Consider the following 21,996-nt stretch of genomic DNA (forward strand, 5'->3'; position numbering starts at 1 on the left):
TTAAAAAATAAAACAAACAACAATGATCATAGAACCAAGAACAAGAGGCTTTATTTGTTTAACATCACATCCTATAGGTTGTGAGCAAAATGTTATCAACCAAATAGAGTATGTAAAATCTAAAGGAAAAATTGAAGGTGCAAAAAAAGTATTAGTTTTAGGAGCATCAACAGGTTTTGGCTTGGCATCAAGAATTACAAGTGCTTTTGGCTCTGATGCTGCAACCATTGGTGTTTTTTTCGATAAAGCACCAACAGAAGGAAGACCAGGTTCTCCAGGTTATTACAATACAGCAGCTTTTGAAAAGCAGGCTCATGCAGCAGGCTTATATGCAAAAAGTATCAATGGAGATGCTTTTTCAAACGAAATAAAACAAGAGGTTGTAAATCTAATTAAAGAAGATTTAGGACAAATTGATTTGGTAATTTACAGTTTAGCATCACCTGTTAGAACACATCCAGAAACAGGAAAACGTTACAAATCAGTTTTAAAACCTATTGGCGAAGTTTTTACTAATAAAACTGTCGATTTCCATACAGGAGTTGTGTCAGAAATATCTATAAATCCTGCTGAAGGAGATGATATAGAAAATACAGTTACAGTAATGGGAGGTGAAGATTGGAAAATGTGGATAGACGCTTTACAAGCCGAAAATTTACTTGCAGAAGGAGCAACAACAGTTGCCTATTCTTACATTGGGCCAGATGTTACAAAACCTGTGTACAGAAATGGAACAATTGGCGCAGCAAAAGATCATTTAGAAGCAACTGCTTTTAAAATTACAGACGATTTAAAATCAATTGGAGGAAAAGCCTATGTTTCCGTTAATAAAGCTTTGGTAACACAAGCTAGTTCTGCAATTCCTGTAATTCCATTATATATTTCATTACTTTTTAAAGTGATGAAAGAGAAGGAAATTCACGAAGGTTGTATTGAGCAAATTCAACGATTGTATAGTCAACGTTTGTTTGGTGGCGATTTAGCTTTGGATGATAAAGGAAGAATTAGAGTTGATGACTGGGAAATGTATGATGATGTGCAAGCAGAAGTTGCTGAACTTTGGAAAAAAGCTACCACAGAAAATTTACCAGAAATAGGAGATTTAGAAGGCTATAGTGATGAGTTTTTTAACCTATTTGGGTTTAAAGTTCCTGGCGTAGATTATGATGCTGATGTAAATGAGGTTGTTAAAATACCTAGCGAAAAATAAGTTTCAATTTTCCTGCAAGGTTTCCAAAACCTTGTAGGTATTTTTAATATCAATACATAATTTATATTAAAACCTACAAGGTTAAAAAAGAGACCTTGCAGGTTTTTAATTTTTTTGAATATAAAAATTTGAAAGCATCAACAATTAAACAGCTTAAAGACGAATTAACTCATAAAACTGCCAATGAGTTAAAAGAATTATGCTTACAATTGGCAAGATTTAAAGTTGAAAATAAAGAGTTACTCACTTATTTGTTGTTTGAAGCACATGATGAAGAGCAATATGTAATTAATATTAAACTTTATATAGATGCTGAATTTGATGATATTGATACCAAAAATGGGTATTATGTTAGGAAAAAAATCAGAAAAATTTTAACTTCTTGCAAAAAGTTTATTCGTTTTTCTAAGAAAAAAGAAACGGAAGCTGAAATATTATTACATTTTTCAAAAAAGCTAAAAAATTACAATCCTTATTTTAAAAGGAGTAATCGTTTGCAAAATATATTTGCAACACAAATAAAAATGGCAAAAAATGCTATTGATAAATTGCATGAAGATTTGCAATACGATTATCAATTAGAACTTGATACAATTTTAGACAATGACTAAAGAAAGACCTGTAATAAAGAAGATTATCAAAGAAAATATGTCAGATTTTGAATTGTTTCAGAACACAACAATTCGTCCGATTATTAAAATGCAACATGAATTATTGTTAGCTTTTTTAAATAGTTATTTGAAAAAAAGAAAAATAGATTTTTCAAGTATTTCCGAAGAAAAAAAGAAGCTAAAAATTAAATCTATTTTAGAAAAAGATATTCAATTTAGAAATATGGTTTTAGGGAGTATTCTTGGACATTTTTCTGTAGATGAATATAAAGAATATTACACAAACGCTTCTGAAATGAATAGAAGAATTATAAAGATTACCATTCAGAGATATCAAGATAGTTTTTAAAATATAAGAAACCACTACAGTTAAGTAGTGGTTTCCAATCAATCAACCAAAAAACTTCTTTTCATTGTTTTCGTATGTACTACGAAAAAAACTTTAGAGAAGTAAACTATTTATTTTACAATAACTAACTTCATTACAAAGATAATTATTATTTGTTTAATATTATGTTAAAATAAGTAAACACTAAATAAGATTAATTTATTGATTACATAATATTTATTTATGCTTTTTTATTCTGGCATTACAACTGTGTCAATAGCATGTATAATTCCATTTGAAGCTTCAACATCTGTCATTACAACTGTAGATGTATTTCCTTTAGCATCTGTTAAAATTACTTTTCCATCCATTAATGATGCTGTCAACATTTCACCTTGAACAGTTTTTACTTCAAACTTTCCATTGTTATCGTTAATTGCTCCTATAACAGCTTCTGCATTAAATTTTCCAGAAACAACGTGATAAGTTAATATCGATGTCAACGTTTCTTTGTTTTCTGGTTTTAATAAACTTTCAACAGTTCCTTCTGGTAATTTACCAAATGCATCATTTACTGGTGCAAAGACTGTAAAAGGACCTTCGCTACTTAAAGTACCAACTAAATCAGCTGCTTTTACTGCTGCTACTAATGTTGTAAAGTTATCGTTTGAAACTGCAACATCTACGATAGTACCCACTGTTTCAATTTCTTCCTCATCTTGAGATTCCATTTCAGTTTCAACTTCTGCTTCTTTTTTCTCTTTAGAGTCTACACAACTATAAGTAGTTATTAATGATACCATCAATAATAATGTAATAAATTTTTTAATTTTCATTTCGATTAGTTTTTAAATTCTCTACAAAGTTAAATGAGTTTTAAGGATAATTTGTTTAATAAAATGTTAAAAAAAATAAACATCTATATCTATATCAAAAAAAAACCACTTTTTCAAAAAAAGTGGTTTATCATTTAAAGGTAAAATTTTTATTTTTTTGCTAATAATTTTTTCTGATATTTTCCTTGTACAACATCCGTAATTATTAAAATAACAATTACAAAGTAGAATGTAGTTTTGCTCATTGGTACAATCTCATTTCCGAATATTTTAATGTGTGCTAAATGGCCACCTTCCGTAATTAACATAATACCCACTATAAAAAGAATAAACAATCCTAACACTTCATACATTCTGTTTTTTGCTAAAAATGATGATACTCTATCTGCTAAAAACAACATCAATAAACCACTAACAATAATAGCAATGGCCATAATTATAAAAGCGGTTGTAGCGTTTTCAATTTCACTTGTTAAACCAATAGCTGCTAAAATGGAATCGAAAGAAAAAACTAAATTCATAATTATAATGCTTACTATAGCTGCATTTGCTGTCTTTTTACTTCTTGTGTCTACCATTTCTGAATTCTCTAAATCAGGCGTTCCAATCATGTGCCAAATTTCTTTAATGGCTGTGTAAATTATAAATCCACCACCTAAAAGTACAATAATGCTATGCCCATTAAACGCAAATTTTAAAACATTTTCAATTTCACCCGTTAAAAAGGAAAAAGGTTCTTTAAAATAATCGATAATAGAAACTAATAAGAATAACAAAATGATTCTTAAAACAATAGCAACTAAAATACCAACTTTACGAACTCTTTTTTGCTCAATTTCTGGTGCTTTTTTAGACTCTAATGATATGTACAGTAAGTTATCGAAACCAAGAACGGCTTGTAATAACACTAACATTAATAAGGTAAAAATATTTTCTAACATATTTTATTTTTTTGGTTGATAGGTTCAAAGATATTTTTTCATTCTTTAGTAAACAATTTTTATTGCTCTAAATTTAAACTCATTTCAGTTTTACAAAAGAACTTTCCATAAAATGCGAATACTTACAAAAGCAATTAAAATAGCAGTTGCTTTTTTTAGTTGAATAGGAGTTAAAAATTTATGACTAATTCTACTTCCTATTTGTCCGCCAATTAATACGCTAATTAATAAAGTTGATGTTAAGCTCCAATCTATTATAAAATCAGGATTTGAATATTGACCAATAAGGCCTGCTATAGAATTTACTAAAATAAAAAAACTGGCAGTTGCAGCAATTTTTTTAGGAGTATCCCAATTAGCAAGATGTAAAAGAGGTGCTAAAAAAATGCCTCCACCAATTCCAACCATTCCAGAAATAAAGCCAATGATGCCTCCATAACTTGCGTTTTTTATAGGATTGATATTGATGTTTTTTTCATCCGAAGAAATAATACGTTTGGAAAGCCACATAGTGATTGCAGCAAATAAAAGGGTAAAACCTAAAAGAATAAAGAAAAATTGCTGACTTATTTTTAAATAGCCGCCTAAAAAAGCCAAAGGAATACTTAAGAATACTAAAGGGATTATTTTTTTAAAATCAATTTCTTTTTGTTGGTAAAACAGCAGAACATTTCCTGTAACCACAACAATATTACAAAGTAAAGAAGTTGCTCTTATTTGTGTAAAAGCAATTCCTGTTAGCGCTAAAATGGCTAAATAACTTGAGCCACCTCCAAAACCAACAGAAGAATATAAAATGGCAACTGTAAAAAAAAGAATGATAATGTGCCAGTTTTGTAATAATATATCTAAAATCAAGAAAATAGAATTATAATTTTTTTTAAGTTTTGAGTCTTTTGATTAAGTTCTGAATTCAAAATGTTTAAACTAAGAGATAAAAATATGCTATTTAATTTAATTTGCTGATTATATAAACTAATCTTTTCAATCCCTTATTTTTTGATTGTTTTTACTGTCTTGTATTTGCTCGCTTAAAATCAACTAGACATTAAAAAAACCTTTTCATATCTTAAACGGATTTAAAATGAATTGGATATTTAAAACCTGACAGGTCTTTTACATTTGATTACTTTTGTTAATATGTCACACTTCTTTTCATTGGCATGTATATTGACATTACCATATATACAAAACACAAACAATTTAAATGCAACATCTAAAAGAATCAACATCAAATAAATCAAAACCAAAAGTAACTTTAAAACAGGCTTTTAAGACCATTATTTGGCCAAGAAGAGGTATTGTTTTTGTTGGGTTAATTTTAATAATCATAAGAAGTTTGGCTGGTTTTGTACTTCCATTACAAAGTAAAGTTTTGTTAGACGAAGTTGTGCCAAATAACGATATTAATCAATTATATACGTTAATATTAATTGTAATTGGTGCAATTTTGGTGCAAGCAATCACATCATTTTTATTGACAAAAGTATTGAGTATTCAAGCACAATATTTAATATCAGAATTAAGAGCGCAAGTGCAAAAGAAAGTGTTGTCTTTACCCATCAGTTTTTTTGATAGCACAAAATCTGGAGCATTAGTTTCTAGAATTATGAGCGATGTTGAAGGTGTAAGAAACTTAATTGGTACAGGTTTAGTACAATTAATTGGAGGTTCGTTCACAGCAATTTTAACGCTGGTTATTTTATTAAGAATGAATGTCTGGATGACACTTTTCACCTTTGTTCCTTTATCAATCTTTGGTTTAATTGCTTTAAAATCATTTAAATATATAAGACCAATTTTTAGAGCAAGAGGAAAAATAAATGCAGAAGTTAAAGGACGTTTAACAGAAACTTTAGGTGGAATTAGAGTTATAAAAGCTTTTAATGCAGAAGAGCAAGAAACTAAAATATTTGAAGAAGGTGTAGAAAATATTTATCAGAATGTAAAAAAGAGCATGACTGCAACTGCAATAATGACGAGTTCATCAACATTTCTGATTGGGTTGGCAACAACTGGAGTTATGGGAATTGGTGGTTATTATATGATGCAAGGCACCTTAACTTTCGGAGATTTTATTCAATTTACATTTCTATTAGCTTTTATGGTGGCTCCAATTGTGCAAATGAGCAATATTGGAAGTCAACTTACAGAAGCTTTAGCTGGTTTGGACAGAACAGAAGAGTTAATGAATATGACTGCTGAAGAAGATAATGAAAACAGAACAATAGAGTTAGATAAGATCGATGGAGAAATTATTTTTGATGATGTTTCATTTGCATACGAAGAAAATAAAGAAGTTTTACACAACATTAATTTTCAAGTTCCTGCAGGTTCTGTAACAGCTTTGGTTGGGAGTTCTGGTTCTGGGAAATCTACAATAGCAGGGTTGTCAGCCACTTTTTTGAATCCGAAATCGGGTACAATTACCATTGACAATCAAGATATGTCTAAAGTAAAACTGTCTAGTTATCGTAAATATTTAGGTGTGGTTTTACAAGATGAGTTTTTGTTCGAAGGCACAATTAGAGCAAATATTATGTTCCCAAGACCAAATGCTACAGAAGAAGAATTACAAAATGCAGTAAACGCTTCTTATGTAAACGAATTTACAGACAGATTTGACAAAGGTTTAGATACGTTAATTGGTGAAAGAGGCGTAAAATTATCTGGAGGACAAAGACAACGTTTGGCAATTGCAAGAGCAATTTTGGCAGATCCAAAAATTATTATTTTAGATGAAGCAACTTCTAGTTTAGATACCGAAAGTGAATCATTAATTCAAAAAAGTTTATCAGAATTGGTAAAAGATAGAACTACAATTGTAATTGCTCACAGGTTAAGTACCATTAAAAAAGCAGATCAAATTTTGGTAATTGAAGCTGGTAAAATTGCAGAAAGAGGAACGCATGATGAGCTAATCGAAGCAAAAGGCAGGTATTTTGATTTGTATACCTATCAATCTAAAATCTAAAAATAAATATTTTTTTTGGGCGTTTTAACGGGCTTTCAGCACTCGCTTTTTTTCTGAAAAAGAAAAAAGAGCTCAAACAAATGCTTCAATCCCTAACGCAATCACTCAATATAAATATTCACATTTTATTTTTGTAATATTTATAGACTAAAACCGACTTTGTCATCAAATAAAAATCAAATTAAACCAAAAAATGAAAAAATTCATCTTATTAGTAATTACAATTACCATAGTTTCTTGTAAAAACGATCCTAAAAAAAAATCTTCTAACAAAGAAGAAGTTAAAGACACCAAAGAAGTAAAAAAAGAAAATTTTCCAAAAGAATTAGGAAAAGTTTTTCAAGCTCATGGAGGTATAAATGCTTGGAGAAAAGCACAAGTTTTATCTTTTAATAAAGGAGAAGAAGTACACACAACAGATTTAAAATCAAGAAAAATAGTCGTAAATCACCCAAAATATTCTTTAGGTTTCGATGGCAAAGTAATTTGGTTAAGTGAAGACGAAAAAGGAGTTTTTAAAGGAAATCCTGAGTTTTATTACAACTTGTATTTCTACTTTTATGCAATGCCTTTTGTATTGGCAGATGATGGAATTATTTACGAAAAAGTAAACGCAATTTCTTTTGAAGGAACAGATTTTCCTGGTTACAAAATATCTTACCAAGCCAATGTTGGGACTTCTCCTGATGATAATTATATTGTGTATTACAATCCAAAAAGTTATCAAATGGAATGGTTGGCCTACACTGTTACTTTTAACTCAAAAGAGCCAAGTGAAAACTACAATCTAATTAAATACAACAAGTGGGAAAACGTAAACGGATTAGTTTTACCAAAAGAAATTACTTGGTATAAAAAAGACGATGCTGGAAACCCAACTGAACCTGCAAGACCTGCAACCGAATTTACGTTGCCATTAATTAGTCAAGCAAAATTAGCAGATTCTTTTTATGAAAAGCCTAGTGAATAAGTTGACAGTTTTCAGTTGCAGTAAAACAGTTAGTTTGTTTGTGGTAAAATAAGTTGGTAGTTTTTTGCAGTAAATCAGTCCAGAAGTTTCTATTTATAATTGAAAATTTCACATGTCTCCTTGAGCGCAGTCGAAAGGTTTTTTAACTTTACAAATTTGTATTAAATTCTCTATTCTATCCAGTTTGATAAATACTCAAAAATTTTATTATATACAGAAACATAATATTCATGAAACCTTGAAAGCAATACGTTTTCAAGGTTTTTTGTGTCTTTTAAAATTGATAAATCAAAGAGTTTAATAGCATCAACTTCTTCAACTTGAATTTTTAATGTTGAAACATCAACTTTTAATTCTGCAATAAAAACATGATGATGTTCATTATCTTGAATTCCGTTTTACCATTTTCTTTTCCGATTTTCAGTTTTTTTTATTTTGCTTTTTAAATCAAAATTAATTAATTTTTATTTTTTTTAAAATTGTAGATGAGGATAAATTAACTAATAAAACCTTTGTTTAAGATAACAAGGCTGTAAAATTGCAGTAATTAATTTGTCGCATATTTACAGTTTTATCCTTTTTAGTTATCTTATTTTTGGTTTTAAAATTTACAATTATGAAAAAAATAATTACATTTCTAATTTTATTTTTGTCTATTCTTTGTTTAAACGCTCAAAATTGGCAATCTGTTGGTGATTTAAATACAGGTATAATACCACCTTTTTCCTCTTATGCTAACCCAAATTTAGTAATTGATAAAACAGGAACAAACTATGTTGTTTACAATGAGTTTGGTAAGACTATTATTAAAAAATTTAATGGAGAGTTTTGGGAGAATGTAGATGGTTTTAATAATAATGGATCTAGACCTAAAATAGCAACTGATAACGATGGTAATTTATATGTTTCCTATTTTTTAAATGGACAGATAAATGTAGAAAAATTTGACGGCACAAATTGGTACAATCTAAATTTTTCAAACACTAATACTAATTCTCAATATGATTTTGAGGTTACCAAATATGGTGTGCCTTATTTATTGACAGGTTTAAATGTTTACAGATATTATAATAATGTTTGGACTTTGGTGGGGCGTCCAATCTATAATAGGGATAGCCAGCCTTTAGGAATAGATGTTGATATGAAACTTATTTCATATGCTGAAACTTCAACTGGTATTTTGGTAGTAACAGTTGAAAACGAAAAAATTCTCTATAGGACTGTAGGAGATTCTTTTGATAACTCAATTTTTAATGCTTTTAGGTATCAAGAATTTGACTTTGGTTTAGAAGGTTCTAAAAGGAAACCAACATTAGTTACCATTAATTCACAATCAAGTTATATAGCTTTTGAGCACACACCTTCGGAGGTTGGTTTTGGTCATTTAAGATATGTTTATGTAGGTAAAACTGCTGATAATAAAATAATTGAGAATAATTTTTCGTCTAAAGGAAGAACTTCAAACTTTGACTTAATAATTGATGAAAGTAATGATTTGTATTTTTGTATGTCTAGAGCATTCCTCTCACCTATAATTTTTAAGTCCAATCTTCAAAAGACAAAATTTGAGGTATTTTCTGGTATACCAAATAGTGAACCCGAGGATGCTATCGACCTTTTTCCTAAGATTAGATTAAATCCACAGAATGAACTTTATTTATTATTTTCTGATAAATCAAAAGAAGGTAGGTTGTCAATACTTAAAAATGAAGAAAATATCAAACCAACGATAATTGATTTTTTTCCAAAGAATAATCAAAAAGAGGTATTGCTGCCTCAAGCTCTGCAATTAAAATTTAATGAAACTGTACTTAAGAATTCTGGAAACATAACAATAACTGATACCGAAAATAACTCTGTTTTTGAAACTATAAACGTAAATTCAAATAATGTGAGTGTTACCAATGGTATTGTTACTATTAAATCTTCACAAAATTTCGAATTTAATAAAACTTATTCTGTAACGATAGATGAAAATACTTTTAAGGATGCACAAGGGTTAAGTTACGATGGAATCTCAAACTTATCAATGTGGAATTTTTCAACTATAGTGGTATCTCCTTCTGGAAATTCAACAGATTTAAAACTATGGCTTAAAGCAGATAAAGGTTTAAGCCTGTCAAACGAAAACACAGTTATTAGTTGGCAAGATCAATCTTTTAATAATTTTTTTGCAGAGGCTTTGGTGCCACCGCTAAAAATGGAAAATTCTATCAATAATAATCCTACAGTTAAGTTTAATGGAGAATCTTCCGTATTGAAAATAGGAGCAAGTGTATTAGGAACAAAAACATATTCTGATGTTTGGGTTTATGCTTTAGTTAAAAATGATAATAAAGATGAATCTAATACATTATTTAGTGAAATGATGGAAGAAAATGAACAGTTTTCTTCCAAACTGCCTCATAGTGATGGTAAAGTTTATTTCGATTTTGCCAAACCTGCGTTAGGAGGTATTTTTTCTAATGATACATTGATAAAATTGAACCAGCCTACCTTGTGGACATTGTCTACAAGTACTTCTAAAGATACACCTTCTGGTTTTAGAAGAGAGATTTCTAAAAATGGAGAACGCATAGCTAATGATGATATTAATATTTCTTCTAACTTTAAGACCGGAAGTAATGGAAATTTTTATCTAGGAGCTCAAAATGAGGTGGATTTTACTACTAATTATTTTGGGGGAGAAATTGCAGAACTAATAATATATGGTGTAAAACCAACTGCGATTGAACAACAAAAAATTCAAAGCTACTTGGCCATAAAGTATGGATTAACATTAGATGCTAAAGATAATTCTTCAAAATATATTGAAGGTAACTATTTGGACAGTGAAGGTAATTTGATTTGGAACTCTGAAGAAAACAGTCAATTTCATAATGATATAACAGTTATTGCTAAAGATGATGCATCAGAATTATATCAACATAAATCTAAAAGTATAAACAAAGATGCTGTATTAACTATAGAAAGCACAACAGATATAGAACAAGATAAAAGTAGTTTAGCTATTGGCAGTAATGGTCTTGATTTAGTTTTAACTAGAGAAAACTCTATAAAAGGCTATAAGACTTCTGATAGAATTTGGAAATTTCAAAAAAAGGGTATAGTAAATGAAATTAATTTGAGTTTTAATATTTTAGATAATTCTGGTTTGTTAAATGATTATGAGTTGATCATTAATAGTAATGAACCTATATTTTCTTTATCAAATCAAACAGCTATTTTAGCTTCTAGTATTTCAGAAACTGAAATATCATTTACAAACGTAATGTTGCCAAATAGTGGTTATTTTGTGATAAGAGAATATCAAAATCCTCCAAATATTTTAGAGCTATTACCTAGTAATAACAAAATAGAAGTTTCTTTAGAAAAAAATTTAGAAATTTTATTTAGTAAAAACGTGTTTAAAAATAATGGGAATATAACTATTTATAATTCAGAGGATGATAGCGTTTTTGAAGAGATAAATGTAAACTCTAATAATATTACAATAGAAGGAAATAAGGTTGTAATCAACCCAGTTTTAAATTTTGAATATAGTAAGACTTATTATTTACTTTTAGATGAAGGCGTTTTTATAGATAGTAATAACGAGAACTTTCAAGGTGTTTTAGAATCTGATTTTTGGAGTTTTAGCAGTAAAATTTTTGCACCATCTGGTAATAACAATGGCTTGCTACTTTGGTTAAAGGCAAATGATGGTATAGATAAGAATTCTAATAACGAAGTTTTAAGTTGGTCAGACAAATCTGTAAATAAAAGCAAAGCAACACCAGTTGGCCTTCCAAAAATCATAGAGAATGATGTTAACTTTAATCCGTCATTGGTCATAAACACTAATAATGCAGTAGAAATTTTGGAGGGTATTTTTAAAACAAATAATTATTCAGATATTTGGATTTACACTGTTGCGAATCCAAAAACGATTAAAGCAGCGACTTTATTTAATGAAAATCTTTTAGAAAATGAAAACTTATTTTTAGAATTTCCTACAAGCGAAGGTAGTATAAACTTTAATTATGGTAGCGATTCTAGTATTGCTAGTAACAGTGGTTCTGTACCTATAAATGAGCCTTCTATATGGACAATTTCTTCTACAACAAATACAAACACACCAAGTAAATTTAGAAAAAGTATTTCTAGAAATGGGTTTTATATAGCTTTTAGTAATAATGATAATTCTACTAATTTTAAAACAGGAAATAATAATGATTTTTCTATTGGTTTTAAGAGGGAAGAGGATGTTTTAGAACAATTTTTTGATGGAACTCTATCAGAATTAATTATTTATACACAAAAGCCTTCTGCTCAAGAACAACAAAAAATAGAAACCTATTTAGCCATTAAATATGGTATTACATTGCAAATTCTAGATTCTAATAATAGTATTGTTGAGGGTAATTATGTAAATAGTGATAATGAAGTTATTTGGGATTATGAGTTAAATAAAGAATATCACAATGATATATTAGCCGTTACTAAAGACACTGTTTCTAATTTTAACCAATTTAAATCCAAAAGTATAAATACAAGCGCAATTTTAACGTTAGAAACTTATTCTAAAATAAAAAATGATAAAAGTGCTGTGGTGATAGGTAATAATAATAAGCCAGTATTTTTTTCTTCTAATAATTCTAAATTAAGTTACAAAACTTTAGATAGAATATGGAAAACACAAACGATTGGAAGTGTAGGAGATGTAGAGCTAAGTTTTAATATACCAAATAATTCTGGAGTTTTAAGTGATTATAAACTTTTGGTTAATAAAGAAAATACAAATTTTGCTATAGATTTAGTTAGTTATGAAGCAGTAGATATATCTGATAATAAAGTCTCATTTTCTGTTACTCTTGATAGCGAAACCTATTTTACCTTAGAAGAGTTTCAAAACCCACCAACTGTTGTTTCTATTTCACCAGAATCATCTTCTAATGATGTTGCGCCTAATAGTAGCTTTAACATTCTTTTTAATGAAGAAGTAAAGAAAGGAGACGGATTTATCTCTATATTTAATTCAAAGGATGAATTTTTAATAGAAGAAATAGATGTTTTATCTTCTAATGTTAGTGTACTTGGTAAATCTGTAAATATTAAACCTAAAAAAATATTAGATTACAATAAAAACTATTACGTGGTAGTAGATAGAGGTAGTTTTAAAGATTTAAATGATGTAGACTTTGAGGGTTTATTAAAAGAGTTTGATTGGAATTTTTCTACAGAATTAAATATAGCACCAAGCTTTGTTTCTGAGCCTTTAATATCTATCGAAGAAAATAGAGAATATGTTTACAATATCAAAGTAAATGATGAAGATTTTGATTTTGTAGGTGTCTCAGCAGAAGCCCTACCAACATGGTTGTCTTTAGAAAAAGATTTTAATCTTACAACTCTTGCAGGTTATGCTCCAGGTTTTGAAAATGACATAGGTGCAAATGCAAAGTTTTTATCTCCTAAATCTATTGCCATATCAAGAGATGGTAACATATTTGTAGTAGATAATAATAATTCAATAAGAAGAATTGATGCTAATGCTAATGTAACTACTTATGCAGGTAAAAATTCACCAGGTTTTAAAGATGGTAATGCTAATGATGCACAATTTAATTCTCCTCAAGCTATAACAGTTGGCAGAGATGGCTCAATTTATATTGCAGACACCAATAATCATCTTATTAGAAAAGTAACTAAAGATAAAAAAGTAATTACATTAACAGAAAATAACAACCCAAATGAATCAATTTTTAACTTTCCAAAAGGAATAGCTGTTGATTCAGATAATAATGTTTATGTCTCAGATACAGGAAATCATAGTATAAAAAAAATAACTACAGACGGTAATGTAATTACTATCGCAGGATCTGGTTCTTCTGGAAGTATAGATGGTGAAGGAACTAATGCAGAGTTTAACTCTCCTGGTGGAATAGCAATAGATTTTTTTGGTAATATTTATGTAGCAGATACAGGTAACAATAAAATTAGAAAAATAGATAAAAACAATAATGTAATTACTATTGCAGGTTCTGTAGAATCTGGATATAAAGATGATGAAGGTATTAATGCTAGTTTTAATAGACCTAACTCATTAATTGTGAATTTAAATAATGAAGTTTACGTTGTAGATAGTGGTAATAATAAAATTAGAAAAATAGATAATAATAATAATAATAACGTAACTACCATGTCTTTAAATATAACTTTTTTAGAAGAAGACTTGTCTAATCCTTCGAGTATAGCTATTGGAGTTAATGGTGCTTTTTTTGTTGCAGATTCAAATAATCATACTATTCGTAGTATTTCTGAAAATTATTTTTTAGAAGGAATTCCTGACAGTACTAGTTCCTTAAACAACAATATTACTTTATTAGCAACAGATTATAAAGGAGAATCAATTGCTCAGAATTTCTCTATTGAGGTAATTAAAGATGAAACTGAACCGCTAGTTGAATTTTTGTCTCCAACTATTAATGATAAGAATGTTATTAGTACTAACGAATTAATTATAGGTTTTAATGAAAATGTTATAAAGCAAAATGGAAACATAACTTTGTTTGAAATAACGGAATCAAAAAATATTGAAGTAGAGAAAATTGCAGTAAGTGCAGCTAACGTAAAAATAACGGGAATGTTTGTGAATATAAAATTAACAAATAAGTTAAAGTTAGATACAGAGTATTTTATCACTATAGACCCTAATACGTTTACCAATTTAAGTAAAATTTCTTTTCCTGGTATTGAAAGTGATGTTTGGAAATTTAAGACGCAAACCTTAATAAGTCCAACTTTTATATCCACACCAAAATTAAGTGCGTTAGTAGATGAAGAATATTTATATGAGGTAGATCTAGAACATCCAGTAAAAGGTTTAGTAAGTGTTACTAGTAATAATTTACCAGATTGGTTGTCAATAGAAAATAATTATAAAGCACAAACTATTGCAGAAGCAGGGAGTAGTGGTTCAATAAATAGTACTTCAGCCAATGCTACATTTATTTTACCATCAGGTATAGCAATAGATAAAAATGGAATTATTTATGTTATGGACACTTATGCAAGGAATATTAGAAGAATTTATACAAACGAGACAGTAGATGTTTTTGTTGGTGATGGTCTTTTTGGAGATAAAGATGGTATAGGTATAGAAGCATCGTTTTCTTTTCCATTAGATATTGGTTTTGGTGTAGATAATATATTATATTGTGTAGACTTTTTTACAGGTAAATTAAAGAAAATTTCTTTAGAGGGTAAGGTAACAACTTTTGTGGAAGGTTTAGACAGGCCTGGTGCAATTACAATTGCGAATGATGGTGTAATTTATATTGCAGAGTTTGATAAAATAACTAAAATATATTTAGATGGTTCTAAGGAGATATTGGTAAGCAATATTACTGATATAGAAGATTTAGCTGTAGATAGTAATGGTTTAATCTATGCAATTGATAGACTTAATGATAGAATTTTAAAAATTACTGCTGATGGTCAAGTGTCTGTCTTTGCTGGTAGAGGTACTTTTGGAGACGAGGATGGTAAAGGTATAGAGGCTGCTTTCTCTTCTCCAAAATCTATATTTATAACATCAGATAATACTATATATGTAGCTGATACAGGTAATCAAAAAATAAAAACCATTACAACTGATGGGGTTGTAAGTTCATTAACAAATAGTCTTTCTACAGATTTTATTAGAGACTTTACTCTAAATAGTAAAGGAGATTTTTTATTTATTGATAATAAAATTATAAAAAAATTAGAAAGAAAAATAATCTTAAAGGGTTTACCATCAGTAGATAATATAGGAAGTTATGATATAGTTCTTAATGCCAAGGGATTGAATGGGGGAGAGAGCAATCAAGAATTTGTAATAAATGTAGAAGAGGTTTTAAGTTTAAATGATGAGTTTTTAAAAGATGTTTTAATATACCCAAATCCAACAAAAGATCAATTAAACGTCATAATTCCTAACTCTATAGAATTAAATTCTACTTTACTTTTTGATATAAATGGTAGGCTCGTAAAATCTTTTAAGAGCGTTTATAAACATATTAGTTTAGCTGATGTTAAAGCTGGTATATACTTACTTAAGATTGAGACATCTAAAGGAATTCTGATTAAAAAAATAACTAAAATTTAAAACTTTTGTAAATTTAATAATTCAATAATTTTATTATACACAGAAACATAATATTCATTAAACCTTGAAAGCAAAACGTTTTCAAGGTTTTTTGTGTCTTTTAAAATTGATAGATCAAAGAGTTTAATAGCATCAACTTCTTCAACTTGAATTTTTAAGGTTGATATAGGAACTTTTAATTCAGCAATAAAAACATGATGATGTTCATTGTCTTGAATTCCGTTTTTGTGTTTTACTTGATGAATTCTTGTTCCTATTTTGATGAGGTCTTTTTCTTCTAATTCCAAACCAATTTCTTCAAAAACTTCTCTTTTTGCTGAGGTTAAAATTGCTTCTCCAGCTCCAATATGTCCTGCTACAGAAATATCCCACAAGCCAGGAAACACTTTTTTAGTGAGTGCTCTTTTTTGAAGCAATATTTTTTTATCCGAAGTAAAAAGCCAAATATGCACAGTTGCATGAAACCAACCATTTTTATGAGCTTCAGATTTTAAAGCTGTTTTTCCTGTAAATTCTCCTTTAGGAGTTAAAATATCGATTAGTTCGTCCAAAAATAAATGAGAATAAAATTTTAAAGTTGTTTATGATTCTTCAACCTTAAAAATAACTAAGTTTAGTTGTCTTTTAAGTCGATTTTAGAATTGCTAGTTTCAAAAAGATGCAAATAATCATCTACTTTAAACGTTTTACTATGAAAACGAGAGGTTCTGTTTTTACCTTCTTGCTGTCTTGTAATACTTCTTGCAAAACGTCTTATTTCTTGTTTTGACGTTAAAATAATGCCAGGAATTGGTGCGCTTTTTCCATGTTCATCTTTGGCTACCATTGTAAAATAAGAGGAATTACAATGTTTTTTAGTTCCTGTTCTTATGTTTTCAGATTCTACTCGTAAACCTACAACCATAGAAGTTCGTCCTGTAAAATTAATGGATGCTTTTAAAGTAACAAGTTCACCAACTTCAATCGGGTTTAAAAAATCTACTTTATTTACAGAGGCAGTTACACAATAATTTCCTGAATGTTTTGAGGCGCAAGCAAATGCAATTTGATCCATTAAATTTAAAATATGTCCTCCATGAATTTTACCACTAAAGTTAGAATGTGAAGGTAACATTAGCTGTGTGATGCTAACTTGAGATTCGCTAATTTGTTTAAAATCTTTAATCATTTGTTTCGTTTTTAGCCCTAAAATGTGGTGAATTTTCTTGTTCTACTTTTGTAATGAAGTATTTTGTATCACCTAACCAAAAGAAAGTTGTATAACGTTCCTTGTAAGATAATTTTACATACCTACCTTGATATTTTTGCAAATTTTCAATTACTTGTTCATTTTTATCCTCAACAGAAAATGTAAAAATTTGGGCACCAGAAATTCCTTGGCTAATTTCTCCTTCCCAAGTTTTTACAATAACTCCTTTTCTACTTATTTTTATCAATTCTCCAGATCTAACACCTGTACTGTAAGTAACAAAATAGATAAAAAGATAGTAGAGAATTGTAATAATAATTGCAGTACTAATTAAAACTCCAACAATTTTTTTCATTTGTCAAAAATACAAATCTTTTTTACCGAAAATATTCTTATCATTTAAAAATGTAGTGTTTTCAACTAAAAATATTCTTATGTAAGAGCTATTTTAACACTTCTCCATTATTTTATTGTCATCAAATGCATAGTACCTTTCATTTGTAGAAATTTTTATTTTGTGTTTTTTGAAATTTTATAAATTTAATTACGACTATAATGTAATAACCATTTAAATTTAAAAATTATGATTAAAAAATTACCTTTTATTTTATGTATGTTAATTGCTATTAGTTTGTCAGCGCAAACAAATACAATTACCATCGATTGGACTTTTGGGTCAAACCCAAATGCAAGTGGAAATGCAAATACCATCAGAACTATAGAGGTTGGTGACACTGTTACATGGAATTGGACAGCAACTGGAACTCATAATGTAAATAGTTTAGATTCTTCAAACGAAACTTTTGAAAGTACGTTTATGACAACTGGAGGTTCGTTTTCTTATACTTTTACATCAGTAGGAGTCAACAGTTTTCAATGTGATCCTCATTTAGGTTCTATGTTTGGAACAATAACTGTTGTGGCAGAAGGCGCCTTAAGCACGCAGTCTTTTGATGCTTTAAGTACAATTTCTATGTATCCAAACCCAACAGAAGCCAATCTTAATTTCGATTTTCAAATTCAAAATATCGAGAAATTAGATGTTAAAATATTTAATTTATTGGGTAAAGAAGTTTTGACGAAGCAAATATCTAAAAATGATGCTTCAATAATAGTTTCAAATTTAAATAGTGGAATTTACGTTGTAAGAATTACCTCTTTAAATGGTGAAAATTCTATAACAAAACGTTTTGTGAAAAGATAAGTAAAACGTCTTTTAAAAATAGTTAGTATTTTATTTACAAAGCTTATCATAAATCTTTGTGTTTTTTAATTGGATTTTTTTAGAAAAATACCTTTTAAAATTCGCAAAGATTTATATTTGTAAAAAGCTTTTTTTATGAATTATATTCTTTTTGATGGCGATGTTAGAAAATCGCTATTACCTTTTACATATACAAGACCAGTTGCAGATATTAGAATAGGTATTTTAACCATTAGAGAAAAATGGGAAAAATATTTAAATATAACAACGACAACAATTACAGAGGAGTATTTGGAGGAAAAATATCCGATGGTTGAGTTGGAAGAAAATATTTTGATAAATGCCTCTTTTTGTCCAACAAAAAGCTTGGTTAAAAAAGTAAAAAACTTATCTAAAAACGAAGCTATTTTTAAAGGTGATGATGTCATTGCTTTTTTTACTTCAGACTCTCAAGAAGAAGTAAATTTTGAGGATTACAAACATATTGAGTTCGACGAAGAAATTATCCAAATAAAAAATACTTGGGATATTTTTTCCTTTAATTACGAAGCCATTCAGCAAGATTTTGACTTGCTTACAGAAGACAGAACATCGCAATCAATTCCTGAAGGAACAAGGTATATTAACAAAGAAAATATTTTTATTGAAGAGGGAGCTAAAATTACTTTTGCAACTTTAAACGCTTCTGAAGGACCAATTTATATTGGTAAAGATGCAGTTATTATGGAAAATACTACTGTTAGAGGTCCGTTTGCAATGTGTGAGCATGCTGAATTAAAAATCGGTGCAAAAATTTATGGAGGAACAACATTAGGCCCTTACTGTAAAGTTGGTGGCGAAGTTGGTAACTCAGTTTTAATGGGATATTCAAGCAAAGGTCATGATGGTTATTTAGGGAATTCAGTTTTAGGCGAATGGTGTAATTTAGGTGCAGATACAAACACATCTAACTTAAAAAATAATTATGCAGAAGTAAAATTATGGGATTATGAAACTGGCAGATTTGCAAAAACAGGTTTGCAGTTTTGTGGTTTAATGATGGGCGATCACTCAAAATGTGGCATCAATACTATGTTTAATACAGGAACTGTAGTTGGAGTTTCTGCAAACATTTTTGGAAGTGGATTTCCACGAAATTTTATTCCGTCTTTTAGTTGGGGAGGAGCTGCTGGTTTTACAGAATATAAAACCAATAAAGTTTATGAAGTTGCCACTGTTGTTATGCAACGTAGAAAAATAGTTTTTGGTGAAGTTGATCAACGAATTTTAGAACATGTTTTTAACGAAACTGCTCAATATAGAAATTATTAGGTTTTTTAGAAACAAGAAACAAGAAACAAGAGAAAAGAATCAGGAAACAGGAGAAAAGAGAAAAAAAAGCCTAAAATGAATTTTCATTTTAGGCTTTTTTTATCAGCAAACAAACTAAAAGCATCGTTTACATTTCCAAGTCTTCCCATTGGGAAGATTTAGATGGGTCTTTGGCTTTTTACTTTTCTTAATTCTTATCAACAACTTCTCCAGAACCCACAGATTTTGAATCAACACTGCTTGGGTTTCCTTTATAATAAATACTACCTGAACCTACAACTTTCGCTTTTATTTTTGTTGAAACTGTAATTTTAATACTTCCAGAACCAGCAATTGAGGCATTTAAAGTATCTGTACTTAAATCGTAGGCTTTAATACTTCCAGAACCAGCAATAGAGCAAGATAAATCATCAGAATTCCCCGTTAATTTTACGTTTCCAGAACCCCCAATGTTTACGCTTAAATCATCAGCATCTACCTTTAATGTTATGTTTCCAGAACCTCCTAAAGAAATCGATAAATCGTTACTTTTTATAACATCTTCGCTAGTAATATTTCCAGAACCACCTATCGATATTTTTTCAAGATCATTATAAGTAACAGTAATTGTTAATCTTTTAGTGGTGCTAATATTGGTGTTTTTCTGATACTTTATTTGTAGGGTATTTCCATTAACTTCAGTTTCTATCAAAGGGATAATATTTTCTTCACCTTCAATGCTAATGGTGCCTTCTTTTCCTTTGATTAATACAACATCAAAAGAACCACCAACAGCAATGCCATCGTAATCAGAAGTTGTTCTTTTTACGGTAATCACATTTCCATTTCCTTTAATTTTTTTACTGTTTCCCCACCAATTCTGTGCGTTTGCGCCAAAACTAGCAGTTATAAAAAGTACAATAAGGGTTGCTTTTTTAATCATAATATTTGTTTTACTTAATTGATTATTTGTTAGATAAATGTATTGTCTTCTATGAAAGAAGGATTTTTAATTTGTTCGATTTGTTTTAATAAACTTTCTAGAATTACTAAACGTTGTTGGTAATTTTTAATCATTAATAATAATGATTTTGTCTGTTCACCTTCTATATTTAATTCAGTAAGAGAAACAATATAGCTTTCTTCTAAATCTTCTAATTCATTCAAAGCTTGTTCTATAATCATCTCTGTTTCTAAACTTCTATTACCTTCAACTTTTTTTAATTTTTGATTAATAGTTGCCACAAAAAAATCTTGAACTTTCTCAATTTTAGGAGTTGTATCTGCTAATTTGACCTGCTTTTTTTGATGCGTATTTCCCAACCAAAACCCAAGTACTAAAAAAACAGAAGCTGCAACAGAAAGCCATTTCCAAGAAACTTTAGTTGTTTTTTTAGATTGATTCAATTTTTGTTCAAATCGATTTTTATGACCAGCTTGTGGTTCTTGAAAATCGAAATCTGTCTCAGAAAAGAAGTTGTTAAAGTTATCTTCCATATTCTTGTATGTGTGTATTATCTGCAAGAATTACTTGCTTTAATTTTTTCTTTGCTCTAGAAATTGTGGTTCTCACATTTTCGTTTGAATAGTTTAATATTTGTGCAATTTCTTCATAATCAAAACCTTCAATTAAATTCAAAGTCAACACAATTCTATAATTATCTTTTAAGTTTTGTAAACAATTTAAAACATTTTTTGGACACAAACCTCTGTAATCTATTACTTCAACTTCTACTTCATTCGTTGGAACTACGTCCATTTTTACTCCTTGATAACGACCATTCTTTTTTAGTTGTGTTAAGCTTTTATTGATGACAATTCGTTTTAACCAAGCTCCAAAAGTAACTTCACCTTTATACGTATGTAATTTTGTAAAAGCTATTAAAAAAGCTTCTTGCATAATATCTTCAGCTTCAAAACTGTCTTTTAAAATTCGGTAAGCAGCATTATACATGGCTTTATAATAGCCATTATAAATTTCTAACTGCGCGTTTTTATCCGACGATTTACAGCGTTCTAAAAGTTTGGTTATATGTGGTTGATTTGCTTTCAAATTAAACTTCTATACTAAAGACAAAATTGTTTTTGAGTTGTGACAGTTTTTGGGAAATAAAAAAGTAAATAATTAACAAAAGTCATTTTTGGAGTTAATTTTAAAGTTGTACGTAATTTGTACCCTGTTACACCTGAAAATACCATTTGTTAATTTAAAAAAATGTGATAAAGATAATCATTTCATGTATAAGAAGATATTTACATTCCTTTGGCATAACAATTGTCTTATTAATAAAAGACAATCATTATTTGCATTT

17 protein-coding genes are annotated in these 21,996 nt (G+C 28.8%); 8 read left to right on the forward strand and 9 right to left on the reverse strand.

The annotated features are described in order from the left end of the window. Window positions 1-22 precede the first annotated feature (22 nt). The 3 genes from fabV to P161_RS0111310 all read left to right on the forward strand — a co-directional run bounded on the left by fabV (window position 23) and on the right by P161_RS0111310 (window position 2,170). Complete coding sequence (gene fabV, locus P161_RS0111300) at window positions 23-1,210, forward strand: enoyl-ACP reductase FabV (protein ID WP_026777103.1); 1,188 nt, start codon at window positions 23-25, stop codon at window positions 1,208-1,210. 128 nt (window positions 1,211-1,338) lie between these two features. Beyond that, window positions 1,339-1,821, forward strand: coding sequence for a hypothetical protein (locus P161_RS0111305; RefSeq protein ID WP_026777104.1), 483 nt, complete (start codon window positions 1,339-1,341; stop codon window positions 1,819-1,821). Continuing rightward, window positions 1,814-2,170, forward strand: a complete 357-nt coding sequence (locus P161_RS0111310; RefSeq protein WP_026777105.1) for a hypothetical protein — start codon at window positions 1,814-1,816, stop codon at window positions 2,168-2,170. The genes P161_RS0111305 and P161_RS0111310 overlap by 8 nt, the downstream gene beginning before the upstream one ends. Before the next feature lie 230 nt (window positions 2,171-2,400). Here the strand turns inward: P161_RS0111310 and P161_RS0111315 are convergent, their stop codons facing one another. The 3 genes from P161_RS0111315 to P161_RS0111325 form a co-directional block, all read right to left on the reverse strand. Then, window positions 2,401-2,985, reverse strand: coding sequence for a fasciclin domain-containing protein (locus P161_RS0111315; protein ID WP_026777106.1), 585 nt, complete (start codon window positions 2,983-2,985; stop codon window positions 2,401-2,403). Window positions 2,986-3,134: 149 nt separating this feature from the next. Then, window positions 3,135-3,926, reverse strand: a complete 792-nt coding sequence (locus P161_RS0111320) for a TerC family protein (protein WP_026777107.1) — start codon at window positions 3,924-3,926, stop codon at window positions 3,135-3,137. Window positions 3,927-4,016: 90 nt separating this feature from the next. Then, window positions 4,017-4,784 (reverse strand): sulfite exporter TauE/SafE family protein, encoded by a 768-nt coding sequence (locus tag P161_RS0111325; protein WP_231494740.1) that lies wholly within the window; start codon window positions 4,782-4,784, stop codon window positions 4,017-4,019. A 349-nt stretch (window positions 4,785-5,133) separates the two neighbouring features. On the opposite strand from P161_RS0111325, the gene P161_RS0111330 reads away from it, so the two are divergent. The 3 genes from P161_RS0111330 (at window position 5,134) to P161_RS0111340 (ending at window position 16,001) form a co-directional block, all read left to right on the forward strand. Beyond that, window positions 5,134-6,900 carry an ABC transporter ATP-binding protein gene (locus tag P161_RS0111330; protein WP_026777109.1) on the forward strand — a complete coding sequence of 589 codons (1,767 nt, stop codon included), beginning with the start codon at window positions 5,134-5,136 and terminating at the stop codon, window positions 6,898-6,900. Window positions 6,901-7,093: 193 nt separating this feature from the next. Continuing rightward, window positions 7,094-7,870: a DUF6503 family protein gene (locus tag P161_RS0111335; RefSeq protein WP_026777110.1), complete on the forward strand. Its 777-nt coding sequence runs from the start codon at window positions 7,094-7,096 to the stop codon at window positions 7,868-7,870. Window positions 7,871-8,486: 616 nt separating this feature from the next. Further along, complete coding sequence (locus P161_RS0111340; protein ID WP_026777111.1) at window positions 8,487-16,001, forward strand: Ig-like domain-containing protein; 7,515 nt, start codon at window positions 8,487-8,489, stop codon at window positions 15,999-16,001. Here P161_RS0111340 and P161_RS0111345 read toward each other — a convergent pair. The 3 genes from P161_RS0111345 to P161_RS0111355 all read right to left on the reverse strand — a co-directional run bounded on the left by P161_RS0111345 (window position 15,998) and on the right by P161_RS0111355 (window position 17,545). Continuing rightward, window positions 15,998-16,552 (reverse strand): NUDIX domain-containing protein, encoded by a 555-nt coding sequence (locus tag P161_RS0111345; protein WP_026777112.1) that lies wholly within the window; start codon window positions 16,550-16,552, stop codon window positions 15,998-16,000. The two genes, P161_RS0111340 and P161_RS0111345, sit on opposite strands and share 4 nt — an antisense overlap. 62 nt (window positions 16,553-16,614) lie before the next feature. After that, window positions 16,615-17,169: an acyl-CoA thioesterase gene (locus P161_RS0111350; RefSeq protein ID WP_026777113.1), complete on the reverse strand. Its 555-nt coding sequence runs from the start codon at window positions 17,167-17,169 to the stop codon at window positions 16,615-16,617. After that, complete coding sequence (locus P161_RS0111355; protein ID WP_026777114.1) at window positions 17,162-17,545, reverse strand: hypothetical protein; 384 nt, start codon at window positions 17,543-17,545, stop codon at window positions 17,162-17,164. Before P161_RS0111355 ends, P161_RS0111350 begins: the two co-directional genes overlap by 8 nt. Before the next feature lie 228 nt (window positions 17,546-17,773). On the opposite strand from P161_RS0111355, the gene P161_RS18405 reads away from it, so the two are divergent. Both P161_RS18405 and P161_RS0111365 read left to right on the forward strand, forming a co-directional pair. Further along, entirely contained in the window at window positions 17,774-18,394 is a 621-nt protein-coding gene (locus P161_RS18405) for a T9SS type A sorting domain-containing protein (RefSeq protein WP_081817021.1), read from the forward strand. A 135-nt stretch (window positions 18,395-18,529) separates the two neighbouring features. Next, window positions 18,530-19,705, forward strand: coding sequence for a GlmU family protein (locus P161_RS0111365; protein WP_026777115.1), 1,176 nt, complete (start codon window positions 18,530-18,532; stop codon window positions 19,703-19,705). 187 nt (window positions 19,706-19,892) lie between these two features. On the opposite strand, the gene P161_RS0111370 is transcribed toward P161_RS0111365, so the two are convergent. The 3 genes from P161_RS0111370 to P161_RS0111380 are packed head-to-tail and all read right to left on the reverse strand — an operon-like array spanning window position 19,893 to window position 21,737. After that, a complete protein-coding gene (locus P161_RS0111370) occupies window positions 19,893-20,627 on the reverse strand; it encodes a head GIN domain-containing protein (RefSeq protein ID WP_036841423.1) in 735 nt (244 codons plus the stop codon). A 29-nt stretch (window positions 20,628-20,656) separates the two neighbouring features. After that, complete coding sequence (locus tag P161_RS0111375) at window positions 20,657-21,181, reverse strand: hypothetical protein (RefSeq protein WP_026777117.1); 525 nt, start codon at window positions 21,179-21,181, stop codon at window positions 20,657-20,659. After that, a complete protein-coding gene (locus tag P161_RS0111380; RefSeq protein ID WP_036841425.1) occupies window positions 21,171-21,737 on the reverse strand; it encodes an RNA polymerase sigma factor in 567 nt (188 codons plus the stop codon). Before P161_RS0111380 ends, P161_RS0111375 begins: the two co-directional genes overlap by 11 nt. Between the last annotated feature and the right edge of the window lie 259 nt (window positions 21,738-21,996).

It is taken from the genome of Polaribacter sp. Hel_I_88, from assembly GCF_000687935.1.
In the GTDB taxonomy this organism is placed as follows: Bacteria; Bacteroidota; Bacteroidia; order Flavobacteriales; family Flavobacteriaceae; genus Polaribacter.

What these genes read in the sequence shown, in the direction of transcription:
- P161_RS0111335 (WP_026777110.1), top strand. Translation starts at nt 7,094, where the DNA reads ATGAAAAAATTCATCTTATTAGTAATTACAATTACCATAGTTTCTTGT.
- P161_RS0111320 (WP_026777107.1), bottom strand. Translation starts at nt 3,926, where the DNA reads ATGTTAGAAAATATTTTTACCTTATTAATGTTAGTGTTATTACAAGCC.
- P161_RS0111315 (WP_026777106.1), bottom strand. Translation starts at nt 2,985, where the DNA reads ATGAAAATTAAAAAATTTATTACATTATTATTGATGGTATCATTAATA.
- P161_RS0111355 (WP_026777114.1), bottom strand. Translation starts at nt 17,545, where the DNA reads ATGAAAAAAATTGTTGGAGTTTTAATTAGTACTGCAATTATTATTACA.
- P161_RS0111365 (WP_026777115.1), top strand. Translation starts at nt 18,530, where the DNA reads ATGAATTATATTCTTTTTGATGGCGATGTTAGAAAATCGCTATTACCT.
- P161_RS18405 (WP_081817021.1), top strand. Translation starts at nt 17,774, where the DNA reads ATGATTAAAAAATTACCTTTTATTTTATGTATGTTAATTGCTATTAGT.
- P161_RS0111375 (WP_026777117.1), bottom strand. Translation starts at nt 21,181, where the DNA reads ATGGAAGATAACTTTAACAACTTCTTTTCTGAGACAGATTTCGATTTT.
- fabV (WP_026777103.1), top strand. Translation starts at nt 23, where the DNA reads ATGATCATAGAACCAAGAACAAGAGGCTTTATTTGTTTAACATCACAT.
- P161_RS0111370 (WP_036841423.1), bottom strand. Translation starts at nt 20,627, where the DNA reads ATGATTAAAAAAGCAACCCTTATTGTACTTTTTATAACTGCTAGTTTT.
- P161_RS0111350 (WP_026777113.1), bottom strand. Translation starts at nt 17,169, where the DNA reads ATGATTAAAGATTTTAAACAAATTAGCGAATCTCAAGTTAGCATCACA.
- P161_RS0111340 (WP_026777111.1), top strand. Translation starts at nt 8,487, where the DNA reads ATGAAAAAAATAATTACATTTCTAATTTTATTTTTGTCTATTCTTTGT.
- P161_RS0111310 (WP_026777105.1), top strand. Translation starts at nt 1,814, where the DNA reads ATGACTAAAGAAAGACCTGTAATAAAGAAGATTATCAAAGAAAATATG.
- P161_RS0111330 (WP_026777109.1), top strand. Translation starts at nt 5,134, where the DNA reads ATGCAACATCTAAAAGAATCAACATCAAATAAATCAAAACCAAAAGTA.